General features: G+C 73.3%; 20 protein-coding genes. 15 read left to right on the plus strand and 5 right to left on the minus strand.

Annotation, left to right across the window (positions count from 1 at the left end):
• Window positions 1-352 precede the first annotated feature (352 nt).
• The 4 genes from MNZ27_RS02425 to MNZ27_RS02440 are packed head-to-tail and all read left to right on the plus strand — an operon-like array spanning window position 353 to window position 3,978.
• A complete protein-coding gene (locus MNZ27_RS02425) occupies window positions 353-751 on the plus strand; it encodes a response regulator transcription factor (RefSeq protein ID WP_242392431.1) in 399 nt (132 codons plus the stop codon).
• Complete coding sequence (locus MNZ27_RS02430; protein ID WP_242392432.1) at window positions 748-1,494, plus strand: YaiO family outer membrane beta-barrel protein; 747 nt, start codon at window positions 748-750, stop codon at window positions 1,492-1,494. The genes MNZ27_RS02425 and MNZ27_RS02430 overlap by 4 nt, the downstream gene beginning before the upstream one ends.
• Window positions 1,472-2,536 (plus strand): HEAT repeat domain-containing protein, encoded by a 1,065-nt coding sequence (locus MNZ27_RS02435; RefSeq protein ID WP_242392433.1) that lies wholly within the window; start codon window positions 1,472-1,474, stop codon window positions 2,534-2,536. Before MNZ27_RS02430 ends, MNZ27_RS02435 begins: the two co-directional genes overlap by 23 nt.
• Window positions 2,533-3,978 (plus strand): glycosyltransferase family 2 protein, encoded by a 1,446-nt coding sequence (locus MNZ27_RS02440; RefSeq protein WP_242392434.1) that lies wholly within the window; start codon window positions 2,533-2,535, stop codon window positions 3,976-3,978. Before MNZ27_RS02435 ends, MNZ27_RS02440 begins: the two co-directional genes overlap by 4 nt.
• 98 nt (window positions 3,979-4,076) lie before the next feature.
• Here MNZ27_RS02440 and MNZ27_RS02445 read toward each other — a convergent pair whose 3' ends face one another.
• Window positions 4,077-5,528 (minus strand): B12-binding domain-containing radical SAM protein, encoded by a 1,452-nt coding sequence (locus MNZ27_RS02445; protein ID WP_242392435.1) that lies wholly within the window; start codon window positions 5,526-5,528, stop codon window positions 4,077-4,079.
• A gap of 143 nt (window positions 5,529-5,671) precedes the next feature.
• Window positions 5,672-6,910 (minus strand): protoporphyrinogen/coproporphyrinogen oxidase, encoded by a 1,239-nt coding sequence (locus tag MNZ27_RS02450; protein WP_242392436.1) that lies wholly within the window; start codon window positions 6,908-6,910, stop codon window positions 5,672-5,674.
• Window positions 6,911-6,994: 84 nt separating this feature from the next.
• Here MNZ27_RS02450 and MNZ27_RS02455 point away from each other — a divergent pair, with 84 nt between their 5' ends.
• From MNZ27_RS02455 to MNZ27_RS02475, 5 genes are all read left to right on the plus strand, one after another.
• Window positions 6,995-7,684, plus strand: coding sequence for an alpha/beta fold hydrolase (locus MNZ27_RS02455; protein ID WP_242392437.1), 690 nt, complete (start codon window positions 6,995-6,997; stop codon window positions 7,682-7,684).
• 179 nt (window positions 7,685-7,863) lie between these two features.
• A complete protein-coding gene (locus tag MNZ27_RS02460; RefSeq protein ID WP_242392438.1) occupies window positions 7,864-8,814 on the plus strand; it encodes a DMT family transporter in 951 nt (316 codons plus the stop codon).
• A 286-nt stretch (window positions 8,815-9,100) separates the two neighbouring features.
• Complete coding sequence (locus tag MNZ27_RS02465; RefSeq protein ID WP_242392439.1) at window positions 9,101-10,159, plus strand: NAD(P)-dependent alcohol dehydrogenase; 1,059 nt, start codon at window positions 9,101-9,103, stop codon at window positions 10,157-10,159.
• Between the two features lie 149 nt (window positions 10,160-10,308).
• A complete protein-coding gene (locus tag MNZ27_RS02470; RefSeq protein ID WP_242392440.1) occupies window positions 10,309-11,223 on the plus strand; it encodes a LysR family transcriptional regulator in 915 nt (304 codons plus the stop codon).
• A gap of 139 nt (window positions 11,224-11,362) precedes the next feature.
• Complete coding sequence (locus MNZ27_RS02475; RefSeq protein ID WP_242392463.1) at window positions 11,363-12,340, plus strand: aldo/keto reductase; 978 nt, start codon at window positions 11,363-11,365, stop codon at window positions 12,338-12,340.
• 93 nt (window positions 12,341-12,433) lie between these two features.
• Here MNZ27_RS02475 and MNZ27_RS02480 read toward each other — a convergent pair whose 3' ends face one another.
• On the minus strand, window positions 12,434-13,801 hold the full coding sequence (locus tag MNZ27_RS02480; protein WP_242392441.1) for a sigma-54-dependent transcriptional regulator: 1,368 nt from the start codon (window positions 13,799-13,801) through the stop codon (window positions 12,434-12,436).
• Window positions 13,776-15,110, minus strand: a complete 1,335-nt coding sequence (locus MNZ27_RS02485; protein ID WP_242392442.1) for a sensor histidine kinase — start codon at window positions 15,108-15,110, stop codon at window positions 13,776-13,778. Before MNZ27_RS02485 ends, MNZ27_RS02480 begins: the two co-directional genes overlap by 26 nt.
• Window positions 15,111-15,332: 222 nt before the next feature.
• Here MNZ27_RS02485 and MNZ27_RS02490 point away from each other — a divergent pair, with 222 nt between their 5' ends.
• From MNZ27_RS02490 to MNZ27_RS02515, 6 genes are all read left to right on the plus strand, one after another.
• Window positions 15,333-16,424: an efflux RND transporter periplasmic adaptor subunit gene (locus MNZ27_RS02490; RefSeq protein ID WP_242392443.1), complete on the plus strand. Its 1,092-nt coding sequence runs from the start codon at window positions 15,333-15,335 to the stop codon at window positions 16,422-16,424.
• 50 nt (window positions 16,425-16,474) lie between these two features.
• The gene (locus MNZ27_RS02495; RefSeq protein WP_242392444.1) at window positions 16,475-19,576 is read left to right on the plus strand and encodes an efflux RND transporter permease subunit; all 3,102 of its coding nucleotides are present in this window, start codon (window positions 16,475-16,477) and stop codon (window positions 19,574-19,576) included.
• 27 nt (window positions 19,577-19,603) lie between these two features.
• Window positions 19,604-20,890 (plus strand): TolC family protein, encoded by a 1,287-nt coding sequence (locus MNZ27_RS02500; protein ID WP_242392445.1) that lies wholly within the window; start codon window positions 19,604-19,606, stop codon window positions 20,888-20,890.
• 226 nt (window positions 20,891-21,116) lie between these two features.
• Window positions 21,117-21,857 carry an SDR family oxidoreductase gene (locus MNZ27_RS02505; protein ID WP_242392446.1) on the plus strand — a complete coding sequence of 247 codons (741 nt, stop codon included), beginning with the start codon at window positions 21,117-21,119 and terminating at the stop codon, window positions 21,855-21,857.
• A gap of 6 nt (window positions 21,858-21,863) precedes the next feature.
• On the plus strand, window positions 21,864-22,607 hold the full coding sequence (locus tag MNZ27_RS02510) for a RibD family protein (RefSeq protein WP_242392447.1): 744 nt from the start codon (window positions 21,864-21,866) through the stop codon (window positions 22,605-22,607).
• 53 nt (window positions 22,608-22,660) lie between these two features.
• Complete coding sequence (locus MNZ27_RS02515; protein ID WP_242392448.1) at window positions 22,661-23,428, plus strand: hypothetical protein; 768 nt, start codon at window positions 22,661-22,663, stop codon at window positions 23,426-23,428.
• 94 nt (window positions 23,429-23,522) lie between these two features.
• Here MNZ27_RS02515 and MNZ27_RS02520 read toward each other — a convergent pair whose 3' ends face one another.
• A complete protein-coding gene (locus tag MNZ27_RS02520) occupies window positions 23,523-23,720 on the minus strand; it encodes a hypothetical protein (RefSeq protein WP_242392449.1) in 198 nt (65 codons plus the stop codon).
• Window positions 23,721-23,809: the final 89 nt, after the last annotated feature.

Consider the following 23,809-nt stretch of genomic DNA (forward strand, 5'->3'; position numbering starts at 1 on the left):
CCCACTCGTATTGTCGGTCGTCGTGCGCGGGAGGGTAGCTCCGCGCGCCGCGCGGGCCCGAGTCGTCAGGTGGGTCGTCCGACCAGGCGTCCGATGGGCGAGGAGACGCTCGGTCCGGCCGTCCGGCGCGGCAATCGGGCGCGGGGCCTGGGCTCGCCCTCGCGGCCATCCCGGTCGCGCGCGCCCGTGCGCCGCGTCACGATGGACGTACTCGTTTCCCGATTGGGGTGTCCGCCATTCCGCAATTCGGCGCGACAATTGGATATTGCTGCTCGTTTGCGCGCGAGCGCCGCGCGAGCCCCACGTTCCCCCGACAGGCGATGCTTGCGGTCACGACTTATCGTCGCGGAACTTGGACACGACCCAGACCATCGCGCCGCCTCGCCGAGTGACGATCGTCGAGGACGACGAGAACATCGCCGGGCTGCTGCTGTTCCTGCTGGAGCGCGAGGGGTTCGCGCCCGAGATCGTCCGCGACGGGCGCGCGGCGATCGAGCTCGTCGCGGCGCACGGGCCGCCGTCCGCGGTCGTGCTGGACCACATGCTCCCGTACCGCGACGGCCTCGCGGTCGCGTCCGCGATGCGCGCCGATCCGCGCTGGAGCGACATCCCGATCCTGCTCCTGAGCGCGGCGCAGGCCGTCGCCGAGCCGAGGTCCGGCGCCGCGCGCGTGGACGCCTGCATCGAGAAGCCCTTCGACCCGGCTGCCCTCGTCGCGAGCCTGAAGCGCCTCGCGCGGGAGGGTGCGTGACGCGCGCCGTCGCCGCGCTCGCGCTCGCGCTCCCGCTCGCCGCGCGCGCGGCGACGACCGTCGAGCTGAGCCAGGGCGCGGAGGCGCTCTCGGGCGACCGCCCGGCCTGGCGCGTGTCGGCGCTCGACGCGGTCTGGACCGGCGAGCCGGGCGCGGCGGTCGGCGGGAGCGTCCGGGAGCTCTCGCGCTTCGGGCTGGAGGACGTGGACGGCGCGATCTGGGCCCAGGCTCCGCTCGGGGGCTTCGTGCTCGGCGTCGAGGGCTCCGCCAGCCCCACGTGGCGGTTCGTGCCGCGCTGGTCCCTCGGGGCGCGCCTCGAGCGCGGGCTCGGCGACGGCTGGGTCGCCTCGCTGGCCTCGAGCGCGCGGCGCTACGAAGGCGACGTCGGCCGGACGACGGTGACGATCTCCAGCCTGGGCCTCGAGCGTTACTGGGATCGCTGGCGCGCGGCGGCGTACGCCACCGCGGCAGGGGTCGAAGGCGCCTGGGGCGGGAGCGGGCGCGCGGTGCTCGACCTTTACTACGGCGCGAGCGGGCGGGTGGGCGTGTCCGTCGCCGCCGGGCGCGAGCTGGAGAGCCTCGGCGGCGGGCAGGTCCTGCGCACCGACGTGCTCGCCGTCGCGCTCGCCGGCGCGCACCCCTTCGGCGCAGGCTGGGCGATGACCTGGGAGGTCTCGGCGCAGCGCCAGGGCGATCTCTACTCGCGGGCGGGAGGGCGCCTTGGACTCCGTCGCCGCTTTTGAGCCGGTCGTCCGGCTCGCGTGGGGGACCGCGCTCGTGTCCGTCGCGCTGAGCGCGGCGCTCGTGGTCCAGGTGCTCCGGATGCGGCGCCGGCTGGCGCGCCGGGAGCGCCGCGCCCAGGAGGTCTTCGCGCGCTGGCGGCCCATCCTGTTCGAGGCGGTCGCCGGCGGCAGCCCGTCGCTCCCGGCCCTCCCGCGCGAGGAGGAGGACGCCTTCCTCCTGCTCTGGATCCAGCTCCTCGACGGGATCCGGGGCGATTCGGTCGCGCGGCTCGCGGAGGTCGGCGCTCGCATGGGCGCGCGCCGCCTCGCGCTCGAGCGCATCGACGGCGGCGAAGCCCTCGGCCGCGTCCTCGCGCTGCGGACCTTCGGGTATCTCCAGCGCCCCGAGGATCGCGAGCGCGTCCTCCGCTGGCTGGACGACCCGAGGTCGTACATCTCGCTGGCGGCCGCTCGCGCGCTCGTCCGCATCGATCCCGAGCGCGCGGCGGACGAGCTCCTGCCGCGGCTCGTCGCGCGCGCGGACTGGCCGGTGCCGCTCTTCGCCGACGTGCTCGCGCAGGCGAGCCCGGCCCGTCTCTCGGCCCGTCTCTCGGCCCGCTTCGCGGCCCTGTGCGCGGAGCTCCCGCCGGCGCCGCTCGCGCGGCTCCTCCCGCTCGCGTCGATCGTGGACGAGCACGTCGTGGACGCCCTCCTCCGCCGGCTGCTCTCGCCCGGCCAGGAGCCCGAGGTGCTCGCCGCCGCGCTTCGCCTCGTCCGGAGCCCGGCGCTGCTCGAGCCGGTCCGGCGCGCCGCGTCCCACGAGGCGTGGTCCGTGCGCGTCCAGGCGGCCGCGGCGCTCGGGCGCGTCGGCGAGCCGCGCGATCGGGAGCTCGTCGCGAAGCTGCTGCGGGACGCCGAGTGGTGGGTCCGGTACCGCGCCGCCCAGGCGCTCGTCACGCGCCCGTACGGCGCCCCGGGCGAGCTTCGCGCGCTCGCCGGCTCCCTCGACGATCGCTTCGCGCGCGACATGGTGCAGCAGGTGCTGGCGGAGGTGCGCGCGTGACCCTGCTCCACGCCGTCGAGATCGTCGAGTGGGTCTTCCTCGCCTACTTCGTCGCGCTGAACCTCTCGTACCTCGCCCTGAACCTCGTCTCCCTGGGCGTCATCAAGCGTGACGCCGACGCGCGCGCGTCCCTCCTCCTCCCCCGCTTCTTCTCCCAGCTCGAGCCGCCGGTGAGCGTCATCGTCCCCGCGTTCAACGAGGAGGCGACCATCGCCGGCACGATCCGCTGCCTCCTCCAGCTCGAGTACCCCGAGCTCGAGATCGTGGTCGTGAACGACGGCTCGACCGACGGGACCCTCGACGTCCTCGTCCGCGAGCTCGACCTGGTCCGCTTCCCCGAGGCCTACCGGGTCTCGGTGCCCTCCACGCCGGTGCGAGGCGTCTACCGCTCGCTGCGCCACCGGAACGTGCGCGTCCTCGACAAGGAGAACGGCGGCAAGGCGGACGCGATGAACGCGGGCATCAACGCCGCGCGGTACCCGCTCTTCTGCGCGGTGGACGGCGACTCCGTGCTGCAGCGCGACAGCCTCACGCGCGTCGTGCGCCCGTTCCTCGAGGACCCGACCACCATCGCCTGCGGCGGGACCATCCGCGTCGTGAACGGCTGCCGGGTGGTGGACGGGTTCATGGAGGAGGTCGGGTTGCCGCGCGGCTGGGTCGCGCGGGTGCAGGTGATCGAGTACCTCCGCGCGTTCCTGTTCGGCCGCCTCGGCTGGGCGCCGCTCAACGCGCTCCCGAACGTGTCCGGCGCGTTCGGCGTGTTCCGGCGCACCGCCGTCATCGCCGCGGGCGGCTACCGGACGGACACCGTGGGCGAGGACATGGAGCTCGTGCTTCGGCTGCACCGGCTCCACCACCTCGAGGGCCGCCCGTACCGGATCTCGTTCGTCCCGGATCCGATCTGCTGGACCGAGGTGCCCGAGACGCTCCGCGGCCTCCGGGCGCAGCGCATCCGCTGGCACCGCGGGCTGCTGGAGTCCCTCGTCTGCAACTGGCGCCTCCTCCTCCACCCGCGCGGCGGCGCCGCCGGCTGGCTCACGGCGCCGAACCTCGTCGTCTTCGAGGCGCTCGGGCCGCTGGTCGAGGTGACGGGGTACGTCGTGATGGCCGCCGCCTTCGCGCTGGGCGTCGTCGCGTGGGGGTCGTTCGCGGCGTTCCTCGCCGCCGCGTTCGGGGTGGGCGCGCTCCTCTCGGCGAACGCGCTGTTCCTCGAGGAGCGGTCGTTCCACGTGTACCGACGGCCGCAGCACCTCGCGACCCTGCTCGCCGCGATCCTGGTGGAGAACCTCGGCTACCGGCAGCTCACGGCCTTCTGGCGCGTCGCCGGGATGGTCAACTGGATGTTCCGGCGGCCCATCGCGTGGGGCGCGCCCCCCGCCGACGCCCCGCCCGCCCACGACGGGACGACGCTCGCCGGGGGCGATCCGACCGGGACGCCGTGAAGGATCGCGGGCCGCGGCCGGCGTGACGCGGCGCAGGCCCACCGCTCGGCGCAGGACGGGTTCCGGACCGGACCGCGGCGGCCGCCGCGCCCCGCCGCCTAGCTCGCCAACCTCGCCATCCCGTGCGGGATGGGCGCGTCGAAGTGCTCGCGGTACCCCTTCATCATCTCGCGGAGGGCGCTCAGCATGTAGCGGCGCTTGAAGCCGTCCGGCAGCGCGAGCACCCGGGGCAGCTTCTGCGCGTAGAAGCGCATGTAGCACCGTCCGAGCGCCTCGGCGACCTCGTCGAGCGTCATCGCGTAGGGCTCGATGATGGGCGTGGCCAGGTTGTACTTGGAGTAATCGTGCACCCGCACCCGATGCTTGAGCGCCTCGTAGAGCGGCGTGAACGGCATCGGCGTGAGGACCGGGAAGACGGCGATGTCGGGGTCGAGCCGGATCGCGGTCTCGATGGTCCGCTCGATCGACTCCGGCGTCTCGGTGACGTGGCCGATCATGAACGACGCCTCGGTCATGATGTCGTGCGCCCGCGCGAGCTCGAGCGCGCGCTCGTTCATGTCTACGCTGGTGCCCTTGTTGAGGCTGACGAGCTGCGCGTCGGTGCTGCCCTCCGCGCCCAGGTAGAGGTGGAAGATCCCCGCCGCCCTGTACTTGGGGAGCAGCTCCTCGTCCCGGATGACGTCCTCCACCCGCGTCTCCATGAGGAGCCCCACGCCGAGCTTCGCCTCGATGAGCCGGTCGAGCAGGTCCTCCCAGCGCGCGCGATCCTTCGTCGGGTAGGGGTCGATGAGCGTGATGAACTCGACGCCGTACTCGTCCACCAGCAGGCGCAGCTCGTCCATGACCGCCGCCGGCCGGCGCGCGCGCCAGTCGCCCCGCCAGAACGCGCGGTGGCTGCAGAAGGAGCAGCTCATCATGCAGCCGCGCGAGGTGAGGACGGCCGCCATGCGCCCCTTCGGCTCGACCCTGTACCGATAGCTGGGCCAGTCGAGGAGGTGCCAGGCCGGTCTCAGGGTGTCGAGATCGGCGATGTGCGGGCGGAGCGGCGTCGCGACCACCTCGCCGTCGCGGCGGAACGCGATGCCCTTCACCTCGTCGAGGCGCCCGCCGCCCAGGGCGGCGAGGAGCTCGGGCAGCGTCTCCTCGGGCTCGCCGCGGAGCACGACGTCGACGGAGCCCGGTCCGCCCGTGAGCAGCTCGGGGTAGCGGAAGGTCGGGAACGGCCCGCCGATCAGCGTGGTCGTCCGCGGGTCCTCCTCCTTCGCGATCCGGAGCGCCTCCAAGGCGGCCGGGACGACGGCGGTGGAGATCGCGCCGGTGACCGGGAGGTAGTCGTAGGCCATGACGACGTCCGGGCGGAAGCGCGCGATCTCGGCGCGGATGTCGTCGAAGGTGCCACCGTCCCTGCTCATCACGTCGAAGATGCGCGCCTCGTGTCCGGCGCCCTCGGCGGCGCCGGCGAGGTAGGCGATCTGGAGCGGCGGCCACCTCCCGATCAGCTCGACGCCCCAGTAGCGATACGGCGGCACGACGAAGAGGATCCTGCTCATCCGTGACCACTCCTGAGCCGAGGACGCGGAGCGCGCCATCCGCCAAGCACGTCCCGGCGCGGCATCTCCTCGGCAGCGCACCACTCGACGATCCATGCTCTTCGCACGCTTCGCGCCACCGAAGCAACCCCGGTGCCAGCCGTTCACGCGCCGCCAGGGAGCGCGTGCGCGGCCACCCGCTCCCATTCTCCGATCGACCGCGAGACGCACTGCTCGATCGAGAGCCCGCCGAAGTAGTTTCCGGTGACCGCGAGCGCGCCTCCTGCGAGGGCACGGTCGATGTCGCGCATCACCTCGCCATGACCGATGGTGGGCGACGGGAGAACGCGCGTCACCTCCGTCACCCCTTCCAGGGCCGCCGCTCGGACGCCGAGCACGGCCGCCGCGCGGCGGAGCTTCGCGTCGCGCGAGCACGGCTCCTTGAAATGGAACGCGAACCCACGCCAGGACGGGTCGGCGACGACGTCGCGCGTCACCACCGAGCGGAAGGCGTCGTTCTTCGGGACGATGAACGCAGCCTCGGGCACCGAGAGCGTCGCGCGCCGGACCGCGACCCCCAGGGTCTCGAAGGTGACGGACCCGACGCGCGCGATGCCGTTCGCCACCTCCGGGAACCCGCGCCTCAGGATCCGGGCGGCCGCCGGAGCGTCCACCGCGATCGCGGCCGCTCGCGCCGTGTATCGATCTCCGGCGGCGGTCTCGATCGCGACCCCATCGCCTTCCCGGAGCACCGCGCGGACGTCGACGCCGGTCGCGACGTCGATCCCGGCGCGCGCGGCCGCCGACTCGCACACCGTCTGGAGCCCTCCGTCCACGGTGAAGCTCCGCAGGAAGTCCTTCCGTCGCCGGCGCCGTTTCACGAACGCGAGGGAGCCGGGCCCGCTCGCCGGGAACCGATCCGGATCCTGTGACGGCATCGCCGTGAGGAAAGGCCGCAGCACCTCGCGGTAGTTGCGAGCGCCGAGCAGGCGCGAGAAGCGGGAAGCCACCGTCTCGTCGCGACGCCCCCGGCCGACCCCGCGCGCGAGGGACGCGACGGCCTCGCGCCACGAGAGCTCGCGGAGGATCCCCGCTTGCGTCAACGGTCGGTGGTGCTCGCCGGTGAGGACGTCGAAGCGGCTCCTCGCCTCGCCTCGGGGCAGGAGGCGCTCCGTGAGCCCCGCGCTCACGACGAGGTCGATGAGGTTCGCGTAGCTGTTGTAGCAGGTGTGGGCGCCGAGCTCGAACCAGTAGCCCGACCCGAGCCTGTTCGAATGGAGGCACCCGCCGAGCCGATCGCCGCGCTCGAGGACGAGGGTGCGCCTCCCCGCCGACGCTGCCCGGTGCGCGAAGGCGATGCCGCTGATGCCCGCGCCGACGACCACCACGTCGTATTCGCTCATCGCTCCCTCGGCGTGCGTTCGGACGGGGCCATCACCGGTCCGTAGGCACATTATTAGCACGCCACGACGCGGGACGACTCACCGTTGATCGTCGCGCTGCGGCCGAATAGCTTTGTCGCAATGCCACGCTTCGTCTTTCTTCCCGGCGCTGCCGGAAGGAGCTCGTTCTGGCGGCCCGTGGCCGACAGGCTGGACGACCTCGGCCCGGTCCACCTCTTCGGCTACCCCGGGTTCGGCGAGGTCCCCGCGGATCCTGGCGTGAAGTCGCTGGACGACCTGTACCGTTGGATCGTGGAGCGCCTGCCCCCCGGCTCGAGCCACGTCATCGCGCAGTCGATGGGAGGGATCTTCGCCGCACGGCTGGCGGTGGAACCGCCGGAGCGCGTGGAGCGGCTGGTCCTGGTCGCGACCTCCGGCGGCGCGGACGTACGGCGGCTCGGCGCAGCGGAGTGGCGTGACGAGTACCGGGCGTCGCTGCCGGACGTCCCGAGCTGGTTCGTCGACGACCGCACCGATCTCACGGAACGGCTCGCGGCGATCCGTGCGCCAACCCTCCTGCTGTGGAGCGACTCGGATCCGATCAGCCCGCAGGCCGTCGCCCGTTTCCTCGCCGCGCATATCGTCGGGGCGCGCATCGTGACCGTCGCGGGCGGGTCCCACGCGTTCGCCTGCGAGCGCCCTGACGAGGTCGCGGCGATCATCAGGTCGTCATCAGCCCCGCGGGCATTCGCCGGGCCGAGGACACCCGGGCGTCCATCGCACCGTGTTTCATGAGACGCGACTCGAGCGCGGCGAGGATCGGCCGGAGCAGCGGGTCATCGAAGGCGAGCAGAAAGTGGCCTCGAGCCCGACGTGTTCGATCTCGGGCAGGCCCGGATCGCGCTATATCGAGGCGCCGCGTCGGCATCATGCCGGCGCGCCGGGCCGAGGGTGGCCGGCGGGAACGGGACGAGATGGGCTCGACGCGCAAGGGACTCGACGGCTTCGTGGTGACGATGATGACCTTCCTGTGCGCGATCTGGGGCGCGCAGCAGGTCGCCATCAAGCTCGCGGCGCACGACGTCGTCCCGCTCATGCAGGTCGGCCTCCGGTCAGGACTGAGCGCCGCGCTCGTCCTGCTGCTGGTGGCGATCCGCCGGGAGAGGCTGTCGCTGCGCGACGGCACGCTGCGCCCCGGGCTCCTCGCGGGCGCGCTCTTCGCCACCGAGTTCCTGTTCGTCGCGGAGGGGCTTCGCCGGACCTCGGCGTCGCACATGGCGGTGCTCCTCTACACCTCGCCGATCTTCACGGCGGTCGGCCTCCACTGGACGGTCCCCGGCGAGCGGCTGCGCCGCCGGCAGTGGCTCGGCATCCTCCTCGCGTTCGCCGGGATCGCGGTGGCGTTCGCGGGCGGGTGGATGCACGGCGGGATCACGGCGCAGATGCTCCTCGGCGACGCGTTCGGCGTCCTCGCCGGCGTCGCGTGGGGTGCGACGACCGTGGTGATCCGTGCCTCGGCGCTGTCCGACGCGGCCCCCGCGAAGACCCTGCTCTACCAGCTCGTGGTCGCGGCCGTCCTCCTCGTCGTCGCCGCCGCGGTGTCCGGCCAGGCGACACAGGTGTCGCTCACGCGCGTCGCGTGGGCGAGCCTGCTGTTCCAGGGCGTCGTCGTCTCGTTCGCGAGCTACCTCGCCTGGTTGTGGCTCCTCCGCCACTACGCCGCGGCGCAGGTGTCGGTGTTCTCGTTCCTGACGCCGCTCTTCGGCGTGACCTTCGGCGTGCTCGTGCTGGGAGAGCGCGTCGGCCTCGCCTTCGGCGTCGGGGCCGCGCTCGTCCTCGCCGGCATCACCGTCGTGAGCACGCCCGGGCTGCGTCGGCGGGCAACGCCGGCGGCGCCGTCCGTCGGCCCCGAGCTCGACGCGTGAACGCCGTCCGCTCGGTCCGAGCTGCCGTGACCTGACCTGGCGAGCGGCCCCCCCGCCGCACCTTCGCCCGGCTCCTGCTCCGGGGCGCGGCGCCAGGCGAGCCCACGTCGTGAAGGTTTCCCGAACGGCCCATGCACGTTACGCGGGTTCTGGACCCGCGCGCACGCGCTTACCTTCTACCGCGCCGAACGATCGCGCGCCCGAAGCCCATCGACGACGACGCTGCGTTCCCGGGCCGCGCGAGAACACGTCGAGAACGCCTGATCGACACCGAAAGGACACGTTCATGTACAACGCGAAGGCTTACTCCGCCACGAGCGCCACGTCGCGGCTCGCCGCCACCCGGATCTCGCGCCGCGACCCCACCGAGCATGACGTCCAGCTCGAGATCCTCTTCTGCGGCATCTGCCACTCCGACGTCCACTCGGTGCGCAACGAGTGGAGCGACGTCATGCCCACGGTCTACCCGATCGTGCCCGGCCACGAGATCGTCGGCCGCGTCACCCGGGTCGGCTCGGCGGTGACCCGGTACAAGGCCGGCGATCTCGTCGCGGTCGGTTGCCTGGTCGACTCGGACGGCACCTGCCCCCACTGCAGGGACGGCCTCGAGCAGTTCTGCCCGAACCTGACCCTCACCTTCAACTCCAAGGACGAGCACCTCGGCGGCGTCACCTACGGGGGCTACTCCGACAGCGTCGTCGTCGACGAGCGCTTCGTCCTGCGCGTCCCCTCGACCCTCGACCTCGCCGGCGCCGCACCGCTCCTCTGCGCCGGGATCACCACCTACTCGCCCATGCGCCACTGGAACGTCGGGAAGGGCAAGAAGGTGGGCGTGATCGGCCTCGGGGGGCTGGGCCACATGGGGGTGAAGTTCGCCGACGCCTTCGGCGCCCACGTCGTCGTCTTCACCACCTCGCCACGCAAGAAGGAGGACGCGCTTCGCCTCGGCGCCGACGAGGTCGTCGTCTCGCGCGACGCGGACGAGATGCGGAAGCACGCCGGCAGCTTCGACTTCATCCTCGACACGGTGTCCGCCGACCACGACCTCGACGCCTACGTCAACCTGCTGCGCCGCGACGGCAACCTCACCCTGGTCGGCGCACCCGCGAAGCCCCTGGGCGTCTCGGCCTTCGGCCTCATCATGGGGCGCCGCAGCGTCTCCGGCTCCAGCATCGGCGGCATCGCCGAGACGCAGGAGATGCTCGACTTCTGCGGGGCGCACGGCATCACGGCCGACGTCGAGGTCATCCCCATCCAGAAGGTCAACGAGGCCTACGAGCGGCTGCTCAAGTCGGACGTGAAGTACCGCTTCTCCATCGACATGGCCTCGCTCCGCTCCGAGTAGACCGAAGGACGCACGACCGGCTCGCCGGGCTCGACGGATCAGCTCCTCCGCGAGCCGGTGCGCCGGCCCCGCGAGGTCACGTTCGTCGTCCGCTCGGGCGTCGCGACGCCGTGGCGTTCGCGAGCGATCCCGTGTAGGAAATCTTGACGATGGCCTTCACTCCGCTCAACGCCCTGAACTCGTTCATCGCCGTAGCGCGCCGCCGCAGCTTCGCCGCGGCCGCGCGGGATCTCGGCGTCTCCACCTCGGCGCTGAGCCAGTCCGTCCGGCAGCTCGAGGCGCGCCTCGGCGTCACGCTGCTCACGCGGACCTCGCGGACCGTGGCGCTCACGGAGGCGGGGCAGCGCCTGCTGGAGAACGCGGGCCCCGCCGTGGAGCAGGCGCTCGAGTCCCTGCGGACGGTGACCGCCCGCCCCGGCGAGGTCACGGGGCGGGTCAGGCTCTCGGTGCCGAGCGTCGCCGTCCCGCTCGTCGTCGCGCGGCTGCTGCCGAGGTTCATCGAGCGGTACCCGAAGGTGGAGGTCGAGGTCCAGGTCGAGAACCGGTTCGTGAACATCGTCGCCGAGGGGCTCGACGCCGGCATCCGCCTCACCGAGGCGATCGAGCGCGACATGGTGCAGGTGCGGCTCACGGCGCCGGGCCGCTTCGTCGTCGCGGCGGCTCCCTCCTATCTGGCGCGGCGCGGCACCCCGCAGAAGCCGCCGGACCTCCTCCAGCACGACTGCATCTGCATCCGCACCTCCACCAGCGGAGCGCGCTACGCGTGGGAGCTCGAGCGCGGGCGGAAGACCTGGCGCGTTCCCGTCCAGGGACCGATCACGACGAACGACGCCGAGCTGATGCGACTCGTCGCCCTGGCAGGAGCGGGCCTCGTCTACACCTTCGAGTCGCTGATCGCCGACGAGCTCGCCCGGGGCAGCCTGCGGCTCGTCCTCGAGCAGTACGCGGCGGCCGTGCCCGGGTTGTTCCTGTACTTCCCGAGCCGGTCCCAGGTGTCGCCCGCGTTCAGGGCCTTCGTGGACCTCGCGCGCGAGCTGGCGACCGCGTCGAAGCCGCGCGCCTGACCGGCGGCGAGGCGTCGTGAAGGTTTCCTGAATGGCCCATGCGCTTTCGGCCCGTTTTCCGGAGGCCCAGAGCTGCGTAGGTTCCTTCGAGCCGGCGAGGCCCGGAACGCGAGCCGCGGCGGGAGGAGAGACGATCATGCTGACGAAACGCAGCCTCGGACGACAGGGGCTCGAGGTCTCGGCGCTCGGGCTGGGGTGCATGGGGATGAGCCAGTCCTATGGCGTCCGCGACGATCCGGAGTCGCTCGCCACGCTCCGGCGCGCGCTCGAGCTCGGGGTGACGTTCTTCGACACCGCCGAGGTCTACGGCCCCTTCCACAACGAGGAGCTCCTCGGGCGGGCGCTGAAGGGGCGGCGCGACCAGGTGGTCATCGCCACGAAGTTCGGCTTCCGGATCGAGGGCGGGAGGATCACGGGGCTCGACAGCCGGCCGGAGCACGTCCGCGAGGCCGTCGAGGGCTCGCTCCGTCGCCTCGGCACCGATCACATCGACCTCCTCTATCAGCACCGCGTGGACAAGCAGGTGCCGATCGAGGACGTCGTGGGCGCGATGGCCGAGCTGGTCCGGCAGGGCAAGGTCCGTTACCTCGGCCTCTCGGAGGCCGGCGAGCAGACCATCCGCCGCGCGCACGCCGTCCACCCCATCTCCGCGCTGCAGAGCGAGTACTCGCTCTGGGAGCGGAACCTCGAGCCCCGGATCATCCCGACGCTGCGCGAGCTCGGCGTCGGCCTCGTGCCGTTCGCCCCGCTCGGCCGCGGGTTCCTCACCGGGACCGCCCAGCGCGCCGAGTCCTACCCCGAGAACGACTTCCGCCGGAACGACCCGCGGCTCCAGGGGGCGAACTACGACGCCAACCTGCGCATCGCCGCGACGGTCCAGGACCTGGCGAAGCGGAAGCGGGCGACGCCGGGGCAGATCGCGCTCGCGTGGCTCCTCTCGCGAGGCGAGGACGTCGCGCCCATCCCCGGCACCAAGCGGCGCACGTACCTGGAGGAGGACCTCGCCGCGGCGGACGTCGTGCTCACCGCCGCCGAGCTCGCGCAGCTCGACGCCGCCCTGCCGCCGACGGCCGGGCCTCGCTACAGCGCGCCGCAGATGGAGACGCTCGACCGCTGACCGCATCCGTCGGGCCTCTCCGACGGGGAGCTCCCGACCTTCGCCGTGCCGGCGGCCGTGGGCGGCGGTCGGGGCTCCGCTCCTCCAGGGCCCTCACGTCAGCCCGTACCTCTTCATCCGATCGATCAGCGACGTCCGCCCGATCCCGAGCCGCCGCGCGGCCTCGGTCTGGTTGCCGCCGGTCGCGGCGAGCATCCTCGCGATGAGGCTTCGCTCGAGCGCGTCGAGCTGCTCGCGGAGCGAGAGCCCTTCGGCTGCGTCGCGCACGGCGACGTCGGGTTCCTCCGCCTGGTCGAGCGCGCCCGATGGGCGCCTTGGCCGCGCGTCGAACGCGTCCGGCCCGAGCTCGCCGCCCGATCCGAGCGCCACCATGCGGGCGACGGCGTTCTCGAGCTGCCGGACGTTGCCCGGCCAGTCGGCGTCTCGCAGCTTCGCGACGAGCGCGGGCGAGAGCCGGACGGGCTCCATGCCGAAGCGCTCCGCATCACGCCGCGCGAACTCGGCGACGAGCGCCGGGATGTCCTCGCGGTGGTCGCGCAGCGGCGGGACCAGGAGCTCGACGACGGAGAGGCGGTAGTAGAGGTCCTCCCGGAACCGACCCGCGCGGGCGTCCGCCTCGAGGTCCCGGTTCGTCGACGCGACCACGCGCACGTCCACCTTCTCGACGCGCCCCGAGCCCACCGGCTGGATCTCGCCCTCCTGCAGGACGCGCAGCAGCTTCGGCTGGAGGCTCGCCGGGAGCTCGCCGACCTCGTCGAGCACGATCGTCCCGCCGTCGGCCTCGGCGAAGAAGCCGCGGCGCGCCTGCGTGGCGCCGGTGAACGCACCGCGCGTGTGGCCGAAGAGCTCCGCCTCGGCGAGCTCGGCGGGGATCGCCGCGCAGTTGAAGCGCACGAGCGGCCCCGCCGCGCGCCGACCCTGGGCGTGGAGGAGGGAGGCGACGAGCTCCTTCCCGGTGCCGGTCTCGCCGCGCACGAGCACGGTGACGTCCTTCGGCGCCACCCGCGCCACCGCGTCGAGGAGCCGCCGCATCGCGGCCGACTCCGCGACGAAGCCCTTCCCGATCGCCCGCTCGGCCTCGAGCCGCCGGTTGCGGAGCCTGAGCCCGCGCGTCTCGAGCGCCCGCTCGATGACCAGCGTGATCTCGTCCACGTCCCACGGCTTCGTGACGTACTCGTACGCGCCGGCCTTCATGGCGCGCACGGCGACGCGCTCCGAGCCCTGGGCGGTGAGGAGGATGACCGGCATCGAGGCGTCGCGCTCGCGGATGGCCTGGAGCAGCGCGAGCCCGTCCAGGTCGGGCATGGCGAAGTCGGTCACGACGGCGTCCACGCCCTCGAGGCGATCGAGCGCCTCCTGCGCGGAACGCGCGAGCACGGGCTCGTGCCCGGCGGTCCGGACGACCTCCTTCATCGCGAACAGGACCGCGGGCTCGTCATCCACGAGCAGCACACGTCGCATCGACCGCACCCTCCTTGCAGGTGGTGGGGAGCGTCGCCGTCGCGACGGTCCCGCGGCCGGGCGTGCTCGCGTACTCCAGCCTGCCACCGTGCTGGACGAAGACGCCGCGCGCCAGGCTGACCCCGAGGCCGGTCCCCGCGTCGCGGGTCGTGAAGAACGGCGTCCCGACGCGCTCGAGCACGTCGGGCGCCATGCCCCGGCCGGTGTCGCGGACCTCGATCCGGGCGCCCTCCGGCGTCGCCGCGAGCCGGACCTCGACGTGCCCGCCGGGCGGCGTCGCCTCGATGGCGTTCGCCACCAGGTTCAGGAGCGCCTGCTTGAGGCGCCGCGGATCTCCCGTGATCGCCGCGTCTCCCGCGCGCCGCAGCGCCACGCGCCCGGCGTCCGCCCGGCCGTCGAGGATCGCGTTCACCTCGTCGGCCAGCGCGCCGAGCTCGACCAGCTCCGGGTGGAGCGCGTCGAGCGGCCGCGAGAACGAGAGGTAGCCCTGGAGGATGGACTGCATCCGGTCCACCTCGCCCGCGACCACCTCGAGCCGCGCGCGGATGTCCGGATCCCGCTCGCCCCGCACCGAGAGCTGCACCAGCGCCTTGATCGCGCCGAGCGGGTTCTTGAGCTCGTGCGAGAGGTGCGAGCTCATCCGCTCGAGCTCGGCCGCGCGCGCAAGCGCCTCGGCGGCGCGCTCGTCGCGGGCCCTCAGGAGCTGCCGGAGCGCCTCGCCGGCCGCCCGCATCACCACCAAAAGGTAGTCGGTGTGGATGCCCGCGGCGGCCAGGACCACGACGACGACGGTGATGGTGAAGATCGGGTCGGGGATCTGCGGCCCGGTCCATCGGGCCGGGACGGCGCCGAGCGCGACCGTGATCGCGGCGAGCCCGGCGAGCACCACGCGCGTGCCACGCGTCCAGCCGCGCCGGATGAGGAACCCGGTCAGCTGCCCCGTGAGGCCGATGAGCAGCGGGCTGTGGACGCCGCCCGTCGCGGCCGCCGCGGCGAACAGGATGAAGAAGGCGAGGCTCTCGCCGTCGAGCCAGGGGCCGTCGCTCCGGAGCCCGGAGACCTGGACCACGACGAGCGCGCAGAGGCTCGCGGCGAGCGCCACCACGCGCCAGGCCGGGTAGCCGGCGTTCCAGAGCGCGACGCAGAGGACGGCCCAGGCCACGTACACGGCCGCGAACAGGAGCGCGCGGCTGCGCGCCCAGCGCTTGCCGATGTCCTCGCCGAGGGCGCGGCGCCAGCGTTCCGGCGAGGTGAGCACGGCGGCGTCGCTCGCAAGATCCGGGCCCTTCCGCCGCTGGGACGTTTCCATTCCCACATCATTGCCTGCGGCCCGACGCGATCGCCAGGTCGTCGAGTCCGCGAACAACCGTCGGGCTCGAGTGCTCGCGACGGCGACACCGGGCGCCAGCACCGCGCAGCCACGTGCGGGATCCCCGTGGCACGCGCGCTGCAGCCTTCCCCGCGAACTCGGCCGGTGCGGGAAGCGCCTGGCCGCTCGCCGCCGCGCACCCTCGCTGAAAGGTTCGAAGAAATGAAGACGCCGGTCGTCATCGCCCTGATCGAGCTGTCGCTCGTAGCCAGCGGGTGCGCGCGTGGCGCCGCGTCGCCGCAGCCCGCGGCGCCCGCGCCGACGGTGAACGCCGTGCAGGTGGTCACGCCCGTCGCGAAGCTGGAGCGCGGCGGCACGTCGGCGAGCGGCCAGATCCGCGCCGTCCGGGAGGCGACGCTCAGCGCGAGGGTGAGCGGGACCATCGGCGCCGTCCACGTCCAGGTCGGTGACCGCGTCGCGGCGGGGCAGGTGCTCATGACCCTCGAGGACACGTCCGCGGCGGCGAGCGTCGCGCTCGCCCGCGCGGCGCTCGACTCGGCGCGCTCCGACCTCCGCCTCGCCGAGCTCGAGCTCGAGCGCCAGGCCCAGCTCGTCTCGGGGAACGCCGGCACGCGGGCGCAGCTCGAGCGCGCCCAGGCGACCCGCGACGCCGCCGCGGCGCGCGTCGCCTCCGCCGAGGCGAACCTCGTCATCGCGCAGCGGACGCTCGCGGATCACCGGATCCGCGCCCCCTTCTCCGGCGTGGTCACCGCGCGCATGAAGCAGGCGGGGGAGGCGGTGAGCGGAACGCCGCCGACGGCGCTCGTCACCCTCGTGGACACCGCCAACCTCGAGGCACGGCTGGACGTGCCCGAGGGGGCGGTCGGCGCGCTGCGGAACGGGATGGCCGTCGCGGGACGCGTGAGCCCGTCGGGGCTGTCGTTCGAGGCCAAGGTGAAGGCGATCGGGGCGGCGGTGGACCCGAAGAGCCGGACCGTCGAGGTGCTGCTCGCGCTCGCGCCGTCCCGGGACGCGCGCGCCGACCTGCGCCCGGGCGCCCTGGTGACGGTCCAGCTCGCGTCGCGCGACGCGCTCGCCGGCCCGTTCGTGCCCGCGAAGGCGGTCCAGTCGGGCGCGGGCGGCGCGTTCGTCTGGGTCGTGAAGGACGGCAAGGTCGAGCGACGCGCCGTCTCCGGCGAGCCCCACGACGCCGAGCTGTTCCGGGTCCGATCCGGCCTCTCGGGCGACGAGCCCGTCGTCGTCTCCGACGCGTCCAGCCTCCGCGACGGCGCGCCCGTCCGCGCCGTGAACTGACCGCGAACCTTCGACCTTCCACACCGCGCTCTCGAAAGGAGCTCACCTCCGTGAGCCCGCTCCACACCTTCATCCGCCGCCCCGTCTTCACCACGGTGCTCGCGGTCGCCCTGGTCGTGTTCGGCGTCTTCTCGTTCCCCCGGATCGGGGTCGACCTCCTGCCGCCCATCGACGTCCCGGTCGTCACCGTCACGACGCTCTACCCGGGCGCGGATCCCGAGACGATGGAGCGCGACGTCTCCAAGCTCCTCGAGGAGCCGCTCTCGACCATCTCCGGCGTCGAGTCGGTGCGGTCGCAGAACACGGACAGCGTCTCGGTCGTGGTCGCCGAGTTCGCGCTCGAGAAGCCGGTGGCCGAGGCGGCGCAGGAGGTCCGCGACAAGGTCTCCGCGACCATCGGGAAGCTGCCCACGCAGGTCGAGCAGCCCGTGGTGCAGAAGCTCGACCTCGCCGCGGCGCCCGTCGTGACCCTCGCGATGTCGGGGCAGCTTCCCGTCGAGGAGCTCACGCGCCTCGCCGACGACGTGGTGAAGCCGCACCTCCAGCAGCAGGCGGGGGTCGGGCAGGTGGACGTGGTCGGCGGCCGCAAGCGCGAGGTCCGCGTCGTCGTGGACCCGGAGAGGCTGCGAGCCCACGGGATGGCGATCTCGGACCTCGCCGCCGCGCTCAAGCAGCAGAACCTGGACACGCCCGCGGGCCGGACGCTCGAGCCCGGGCGGGAGCGGATCGTCCGGCTCTCGACGCAGGTCAGGACCGCGGACGAGGTCGGCGCGCTGGTCGTGGCCAGCCCGGACGGCGTGCCGGTGCACGTCCGCGACGTCGCGACGGTCCAGGACGGGCCGGAGGAGGCGCGCTCCGCCGCGACCTGGAACGGCACCTCGGCCGTCGCGTTCTCGGTGCAGAAGCAGTCCGGGGCGAACACCGTGGAGGTCGCGGAGCGCATCCAGGGCGCGCTGCCGGCGCTCCAGCGGCAGCTCCCGGGCGGCGTGCGCCTGGCGGTCGTGGACGACGGGTCCGCCTACATCCGGTCCTCGGTCGAGGCGGTCCAGGAGGACCTGCTCGTCGGCGCGGTCCTCGCCATCGCGATCGTGCTCGTGTTCCTCCGCAACTGGCGGTCCACCCTCATCGCGGCGGTCGCGCTGCCGACGTCGGTGGTCGGCACCTTCGCGGCGATGCACGCGCTGGGCTTCACCTTCAACATGATCACGATGCTCGCGCTGACGCTGTCGATCGGCCTGCTCATCGACGACGCCATCGTCGTCATCGAGAACATCGTGCGGAAGCTCGAGCACGGCGCGACGCCGTCCGAGGCCGCGCTGGCGGGCACGAAGGAGATCGCCCTCGCCGTCCTCGCGGTGACGCTCGCCATCGTGGCGGTGTTCGTCCCCGTCGGCTTCATGCAGGGGATCATCGGCCGGGTCTTCTACCAGTTCGGCGTCACCGTCGCGGTGGCGGTGCTCATCTCGTACGCCGTCTCGATGACGCTCACGCCGATGATGTCGTCGCGCCTCCTGAAGGATCACGATCGCGCGAGGCGGCCCGGCGCGCTCTCGCGGGCGATCGAGCGCGCGCTCGAGCGGGTCGAGTCCGTCTACGGCCGCGCCGTCGCGGTCCTGCTTCGACACCGCGGGAAGACGCTCGGCGTCGCCGTCGCGGTGCTGGCGGTCACGGCCGGCCTCGCGCCGCTGCTGAAGATCACCTTCATGCCGAGCGAGGACCGGAGCGCGCTCGAGGTCGCGGTGAAGCTCCCGCCGGGGGCGACGCTCGACCGCCTGAAGGGCCAGCTCGCCGATCTCGAGGCGCAGCTCCGCGCCGCCCCCGGCGTCGAGGGCGTCTACGTCGAGGCGGGCGGCGGCACGCTCGCGAAGGTGAACGAGGGCAAGCTGCGCGTGAACCTGGTGCCGATCGCGGCTCGCGCGCTCTCCCAGCAGCAGCTCCAGTCCCGGCTCCGACATGCGCTGGTGGTGCCACCCGGCGTCCAGGTCGCCATCGCGGGCGCCTCCTCCATGCCCGGCGTGAACCGGGACGTGCAGCTCAGCCTCCGCAGCGCCGACTGGGACGCTTTGACCCGGGCAGCCGATGCGCTCGTCGCGGCGATGAGGGCCCGGCCCGGCTTCGTGGACGTGGACACCAGCACGAGCGGCGCGGCGCCACAGGTCGACGTCCGCATCGATCCGGAGCGCGCCGCCTCCCTCGGCGTCCAGGCCGCGTCCGCCGCTGGCGCGCTGCGCGCCTTCATGGGCGGCGACGAGGTGACGCAGCTCCGCGATCACGGCGACTCGTACTCGGTCGTCCTCGCGCTCCCGGACGCGGTCCGCGCCGACCCGGACGCGCTGAGCGCCATCCAGGTCCGCAGCGGGACCGGCGCGCTGGTCGAGCTCGGCAACATCGCCCGCCTCGAGGGCAGCGACGGGCCTGCGCAGATCGACCGCGAGGCACGGCAGCGCCAGATCACCGTCCTCGCGAACCTCGAAGGCCTCTCGCTCGGGGAGGCGAACGCGTGGCTCGCGAAGTACGGCGACACCCAGCTGCCTCCGTCCGTCCAGTGGGCGTTCGCCGGCTCCGGCAGGGAGCTCGGCAAGACCGCCAGCGCCTTCGCTCAGGCGCTCCTCCTCGGGATCATCCTCGTCTTCCTCATCCTCGCGGCCCAGTTCGAGAGCGTGGTGGACCCGCTCGCGATCATGGTGTCGCTGCCGTTCGCGGTGATCGGCGCCATCGGGAGCCTGCTCCTCACCGGGACGCAGCTGTCGATGTTCGCGATGATCGGGATGATCATGCTGTTCGGCCTGGTCACGAAGAACGGCATCCTCCTCGTGGAGTTCGCCCGGCAGCTCGTGGAGCAGGGGCGATCCACGTTCGACGCGCTGGTCGAGGCGGGGCGCGTCCGGCTCCGCCCCATCCTCATGACGACCGTGGCGATGATCGGGGGCATGCTCCCCGCCGCGCTCGCGACCGGCGACGGCGCGGAGACCCGCGGCCCGATGGCGATCGTGATCATCGGCGGCCTGCTGACCTCCACGGTCCTCACCCTCGGCGTCGTCCCGGTGGTGTACTCGCTCCTCGACTCGCTGCGGGCGCGGCTCGCCCGACGTGCCGCGGCCCGGGCGGCCCCCGCGACGCCCGCCTCCGCGCCGTCCTCCCCCGCGCCCTAGCTCCCGACCTCACCCCGAAGGACCTCCATGCGATCCATCGCAGCGCTCCTCGTGTGCCTCGCGCTCCCGGGCCTCGCCCGGGCGGAGCGCACGCTCACCCTCCACGAGGCCCTCGCCCTCGCGCGGACCGCCAACCGCGACCTGGCCGCCGCCCGCGAGCGCGTCGCCCAGGCCGACGCGGACGTCGCCGTCGCCCGCGCCCGGCTCATGCCGACGCTCGCCGCGCGAGGTCAATGGGTCCGCAACGACCAGGAGGTCTCCTTCGCCCTCGGCGGCGCCACCGTGACGCTCCAGCCGAAGGATCAGCTCACCGGCTCGGCCACCCTCACCGTGCCGCTCGTCGTCCCGCCCGCCTATCCGGGCGTCTCGGCCGCGAAGCACGGCCGAGCCGCGTCGGCCGCGACGTTCGACGCCACGACCGCGGACGTCCTCCTCGCGGTGGCGCAGGCGTTCTACGCCGCGGCCGGCAGCGACGAGCTCCTCGCCGCCCGTCGGGAGGCGATCGCCGTGACCACCCAGACCCTCCGCGACGCCCGCGCACGGCTGGCGGCGGGCGCCGCGAGCCCGGTGGACGTCACGCGGGCCGAGCTGTCCGCCATCCAGGCGGAGCAGGCGGTCACCGAGGCCGAGGACGGGCGCGCCCACGCCTATCGTGCCCTCGCGACGCTGATCCAGCTCCGCGAGCCCTTCGTGGTCGCGCCGGGGAGCCGCGAGGTGGCCTCACCGGCCCCGGTGGAGGCGCTCTCGGCGCGCGCGCTCGCGCAACGCCCCGAGCTCCGCGCGGCGCGCGAGCTCGTCGCCGCGCGCGACGCGCAGGCGACGTCGCGCGCCTGGAGCTGGGCGCCGACCGTCGCCGCGTTCGGCACCGCCACCGGCAGCGACGTCCCCGGCCTCACCGGCAAGGAGACCTCCTGGATGGCCGGGATCCAGCTCGAGTGGTCCATCCTCGACGGCGGCGTGCGCTCCGCCGAGCGGCGCCGTGCGACGTCCCAGCGGCGCGAGGCCGAGGCCCAGCTCGCGAGCACGCGCGACGCGATCGTAGACGACCTGGCCGACAAGGCCCGGGCGATCGAGACGCGGCGCAGCGCCGTCGAGACCGCCACCCGCGGCGAGCAGCTCGCCGGGCAGGCGCTCGAGGTGGTCCGCGCACAGTACGCCGCCGGGGCCGCGTCGCAGATCGAGCTGCTCCAGGCGCAGGACGCGCTCGTGTCCGCCCGCGTCGGGCTCGCCCAGGCCCGGTTCGACCTCGCCGTCGCGGATCTCGCTCTCCGCCGCGCGACCGGGGAGTTCCCGGAGACGGGCGCAGCGCGATGACCGGGGCGAAGGGGCTTGGACCCGGGAGCGCCGGGGTGAATCGTGAAGCTTTCCTGCACGGCCCATGAACTTCTCGCCGGTTCCCCCGTCGCGAGCGCGCGCGTAGGTTCTCCCTCGCCTGGGACGCTGACGCAGACGGCGAAACCCGGACGAGCTGGAGCAGGTCAGCGACAGCAACGCCGGGCGGCCGCGTCCTCGGCCGCCCGCAGCCAGGGGAGCCACGATCATGAGCACGAACGTCGAGGGGAAGGTCGTCGTCATCACGGGGGCGAGCAGCGGGCTGGGCGAAACCACCGCCCGCCATCTGGCCGCGAAGGGCGCGAAGGTGTTCCTCGGCGCCCGGCGCGAGGACCGGCTCGCGACCGTCGTGGCGGACATCGTCCGTGCCGGCGGCCAGGCCGCCGCCAGGAAGGTGGACGTGACCCGGCGCGCCGAGGTGAACGCGTTCGTGCAGGCGGCGGTCGAGAAGTTCGGGCGCATGGACGTCCTCGTGAACAACGCCGGGCTCATGGCCCTCGCCCCGATCTCGAAGACGCTGGTCGACGAGTGGGACCGCATGGTCGACATCAACATCAAGGGCGTCCTCTACGGCGTGGCCGCGGCGCTCCCCGTGTTCGCGCGGCAGAAGGGCGGGCACATCATCAACCTGGCCTCGGTCGCCGGCCATAAGGTCACCATGGGCGGCGCCGTCTACTGCGCGACCAAGCACGCGGTGCGTGCCATCTCGGAGGGCGTCCGGCAGGAGGTCGACGGGATCCGCACGACCATCATCTCGCCCGGCGCGGTCCAGTCGGAGCTGCCGCTCGGCATCTCGGACCCCGAGACCTCCGCCGCCATCGAGCAGTTCTACCGGCAGACTGCGATCCCTGCGGACGCCGTGGCGCGGGCCATCGCCTTCGCCATCGAGCAGCCCGCCGACGTGGACATCAACGAGATCCTGCTGCGGCCGACCGCGCAGGAGCTGTGAGCCTGAATGCCATCTTCGCGACGTAGGACCCGGGCCGGAGGAACTCTGGGCCGACCATACGTGATCTGCCACATGGTCCCGTCCGTGGACGGGCGGATCGTGACGGAGGGGTGGCCGTTGCCGCGTGGGCTCCTCTCGGAGTACGAGCGCACGGCCGCGACGTTCGACGCCGACGCCTGGATCATCGGCCGCGTCTCGATGGAGCCGTACGCCGGGCGCGCGGCGCTGCCGGCGAGGACGGGACGCGCGCGCATCCCCCGGACCGACTTCATCGCGCGCTCCGACGCCCCGTCGTACGCGATCGCCGTCGATCCCGGGGGCAAGCTCCGCTGGGAGTCCGGCTCCATCGACGAGGCGCACGCCGTCACCGTCCTCACCGAGCGGGTTCCGGAGCGCTACCTCGCCTTCCTCCGCGCGCAGGGCGTGTCGTACCTGTTCGGCGGCCGGGACCGGATCGACGTGCCGGTGGTCCTCCGGAAGCTCCGGGAGCGGTTCGGCATCCGCCGCCTGCTCCTCGAGGGCGGCGGCAAGATCAACGGCTCGTTCCTCGCCGCAGGCGTCATCGACGAGCTCAGCCTCCTCGTCGCGCCGGTCGCCGACGGCGGTGTCGGGACGCCGACGCTCTTCGACGCGCCGCCGGGCCCGGCTCCGGCGCGCCACCTGAAGCTGCTGTCCGTCGAGCGCCGCCGGGGCGACCTGCTGTGGGTCCGGTACGGGGTTCGACGATCGGAGGTAGACCGTCGTCCGTGAGGTTTCCCCCGGGCCGCGCCTCCGCGCTCGGGCGCAAGTCGAGCCACTCGGGGTTGGCCGAGCGCGCGGTGGATGCCCGGTGTCGGCCTGTGCATCCGGATCCGGCGGCGCGACGTCCTGTCGGGGGCCTTCGCGCGCTCGACTTCTCCGAGCGGCAGCCTCCCGCGATCGGTTCGGTCGCAAACACGCCCGGCGCGCCGCATCTTGAGCGGGAACGCGTGCCGACGCGCGTTCGTCGGGAGGAGACCATGACAATCGATCGTGGAGTCGTTCTCGTGCTGCGCCACACCGTCACACTCGCGCTCGCCGCCACGTGCCTCGCCGGCGTCGCCCGCGCCGACGACGGCGGCGACGATCGCCAGGAACGCGCCGAGCACGGCGGCATCGTGCTGGCCTTCAAGACCATGGCGCCGATCCAGGGCGCGCTCGTCAACACGCCGACCGAGCTTCTGCATGATCAGGCTGCGGGCGCGCTCCCGTGGGTGATCTCGAGCGCGCGCGGCGTGCTTCATGCCGACGGCAAGCTCGAGGTCCAGGTGCGCGGGCTCGTCCTCGCCGACGAGGCCCCCGTCCCGGCCACGCTTCGGCTCACGAACCCGATCCCGACGTTCCGGGCGGTGGTGAGCTGCGTGAAGGCCGACGGGACCGTCGCGACCAGCGAGACGCCGGACGTGGGCGCCAGCACGGACGGGGACGCGCACATCGAGGCCGTGATCGACCCGCCGCTCCCTCACCCCTGCGTCGGGCCGATCATCTTCGTCGGGAACGGCGCGCAGCACCAGCAGGCCGTGCCCTGGTTCGCCGCCACCGGACTGAACTGAGCGTCACGCTCGCTCGGCCGCATCCTGTCCGTTCGAGGTGCGGGTCTCCGGGTCGCGGTCCAGCCTCGTCGAGAGCTCCGGCTGATCCGGCCGCTCACTCGTCGAGCTCGCGCTCGGTCGTCGCGTCGTGGTCGCCCTCGCGCCGCTCCGCTCCGGCCGCGGTCTCGTCCCCCTCCTCGCGGCGGATCGCGCCCGGACGGGACGGCGCCTTTGCCGTCCTCTCCGGGTGCTCGAAGCGGTCAGGCTTCCGTCCGACGGTGCTCTCGGGCTCGTCCTGGATCGGCAGCGTCATCCGACACCCCCGCCGCTACCGTGCGTCGCGCGCGGGCCCACCGCAACGGCGACGGTCCGTTGAGTGGGAGTCATACAAGCGGAGGAGCT

The organism is Anaeromyxobacter oryzisoli, from assembly GCF_022690765.1.
In the GTDB taxonomy this organism is placed as follows: Bacteria; Myxococcota; Myxococcia; order Myxococcales; family Anaeromyxobacteraceae; genus Anaeromyxobacter; species Anaeromyxobacter oryzisoli.

Excerpts from the sequence above, each read along its gene's own strand:
- MNZ27_RS02510 (WP_242392447.1), top strand. The coding sequence starts at position 21,864 with ATGCCATCTTCGCGACGTAGGACCCGGGCCGGAGGAACTCTGGGCCGA.
- MNZ27_RS02470 (WP_242392440.1), top strand. The coding sequence starts at position 10,309 with ATGGCCTTCACTCCGCTCAACGCCCTGAACTCGTTCATCGCCGTAGCG.
- MNZ27_RS02485 (WP_242392442.1), bottom strand. The coding sequence starts at position 15,110 with ATGGAAACGTCCCAGCGGCGGAAGGGCCCGGATCTTGCGAGCGACGCC.
- MNZ27_RS02500 (WP_242392445.1), top strand. The coding sequence starts at position 19,604 with ATGCGATCCATCGCAGCGCTCCTCGTGTGCCTCGCGCTCCCGGGCCTC.
- MNZ27_RS02520 (WP_242392449.1), bottom strand. The coding sequence starts at position 23,720 with ATGACGCTGCCGATCCAGGACGAGCCCGAGAGCACCGTCGGACGGAAG.
- MNZ27_RS02465 (WP_242392439.1), top strand. The coding sequence starts at position 9,101 with ATGTACAACGCGAAGGCTTACTCCGCCACGAGCGCCACGTCGCGGCTC.
- MNZ27_RS02460 (WP_242392438.1), top strand. The coding sequence starts at position 7,864 with ATGGGCTCGACGCGCAAGGGACTCGACGGCTTCGTGGTGACGATGATG.
- MNZ27_RS02480 (WP_242392441.1), bottom strand. The coding sequence starts at position 13,801 with ATGCGACGTGTGCTGCTCGTGGATGACGAGCCCGCGGTCCTGTTCGCG.
- MNZ27_RS02445 (WP_242392435.1), bottom strand. The coding sequence starts at position 5,528 with ATGAGCAGGATCCTCTTCGTCGTGCCGCCGTATCGCTACTGGGGCGTC.
- MNZ27_RS02490 (WP_242392443.1), top strand. The coding sequence starts at position 15,333 with ATGAAGACGCCGGTCGTCATCGCCCTGATCGAGCTGTCGCTCGTAGCC.
- MNZ27_RS02505 (WP_242392446.1), top strand. The coding sequence starts at position 21,117 with ATGAGCACGAACGTCGAGGGGAAGGTCGTCGTCATCACGGGGGCGAGC.
- MNZ27_RS02450 (WP_242392436.1), bottom strand. The coding sequence starts at position 6,910 with ATGAGCGAATACGACGTGGTGGTCGTCGGCGCGGGCATCAGCGGCATC.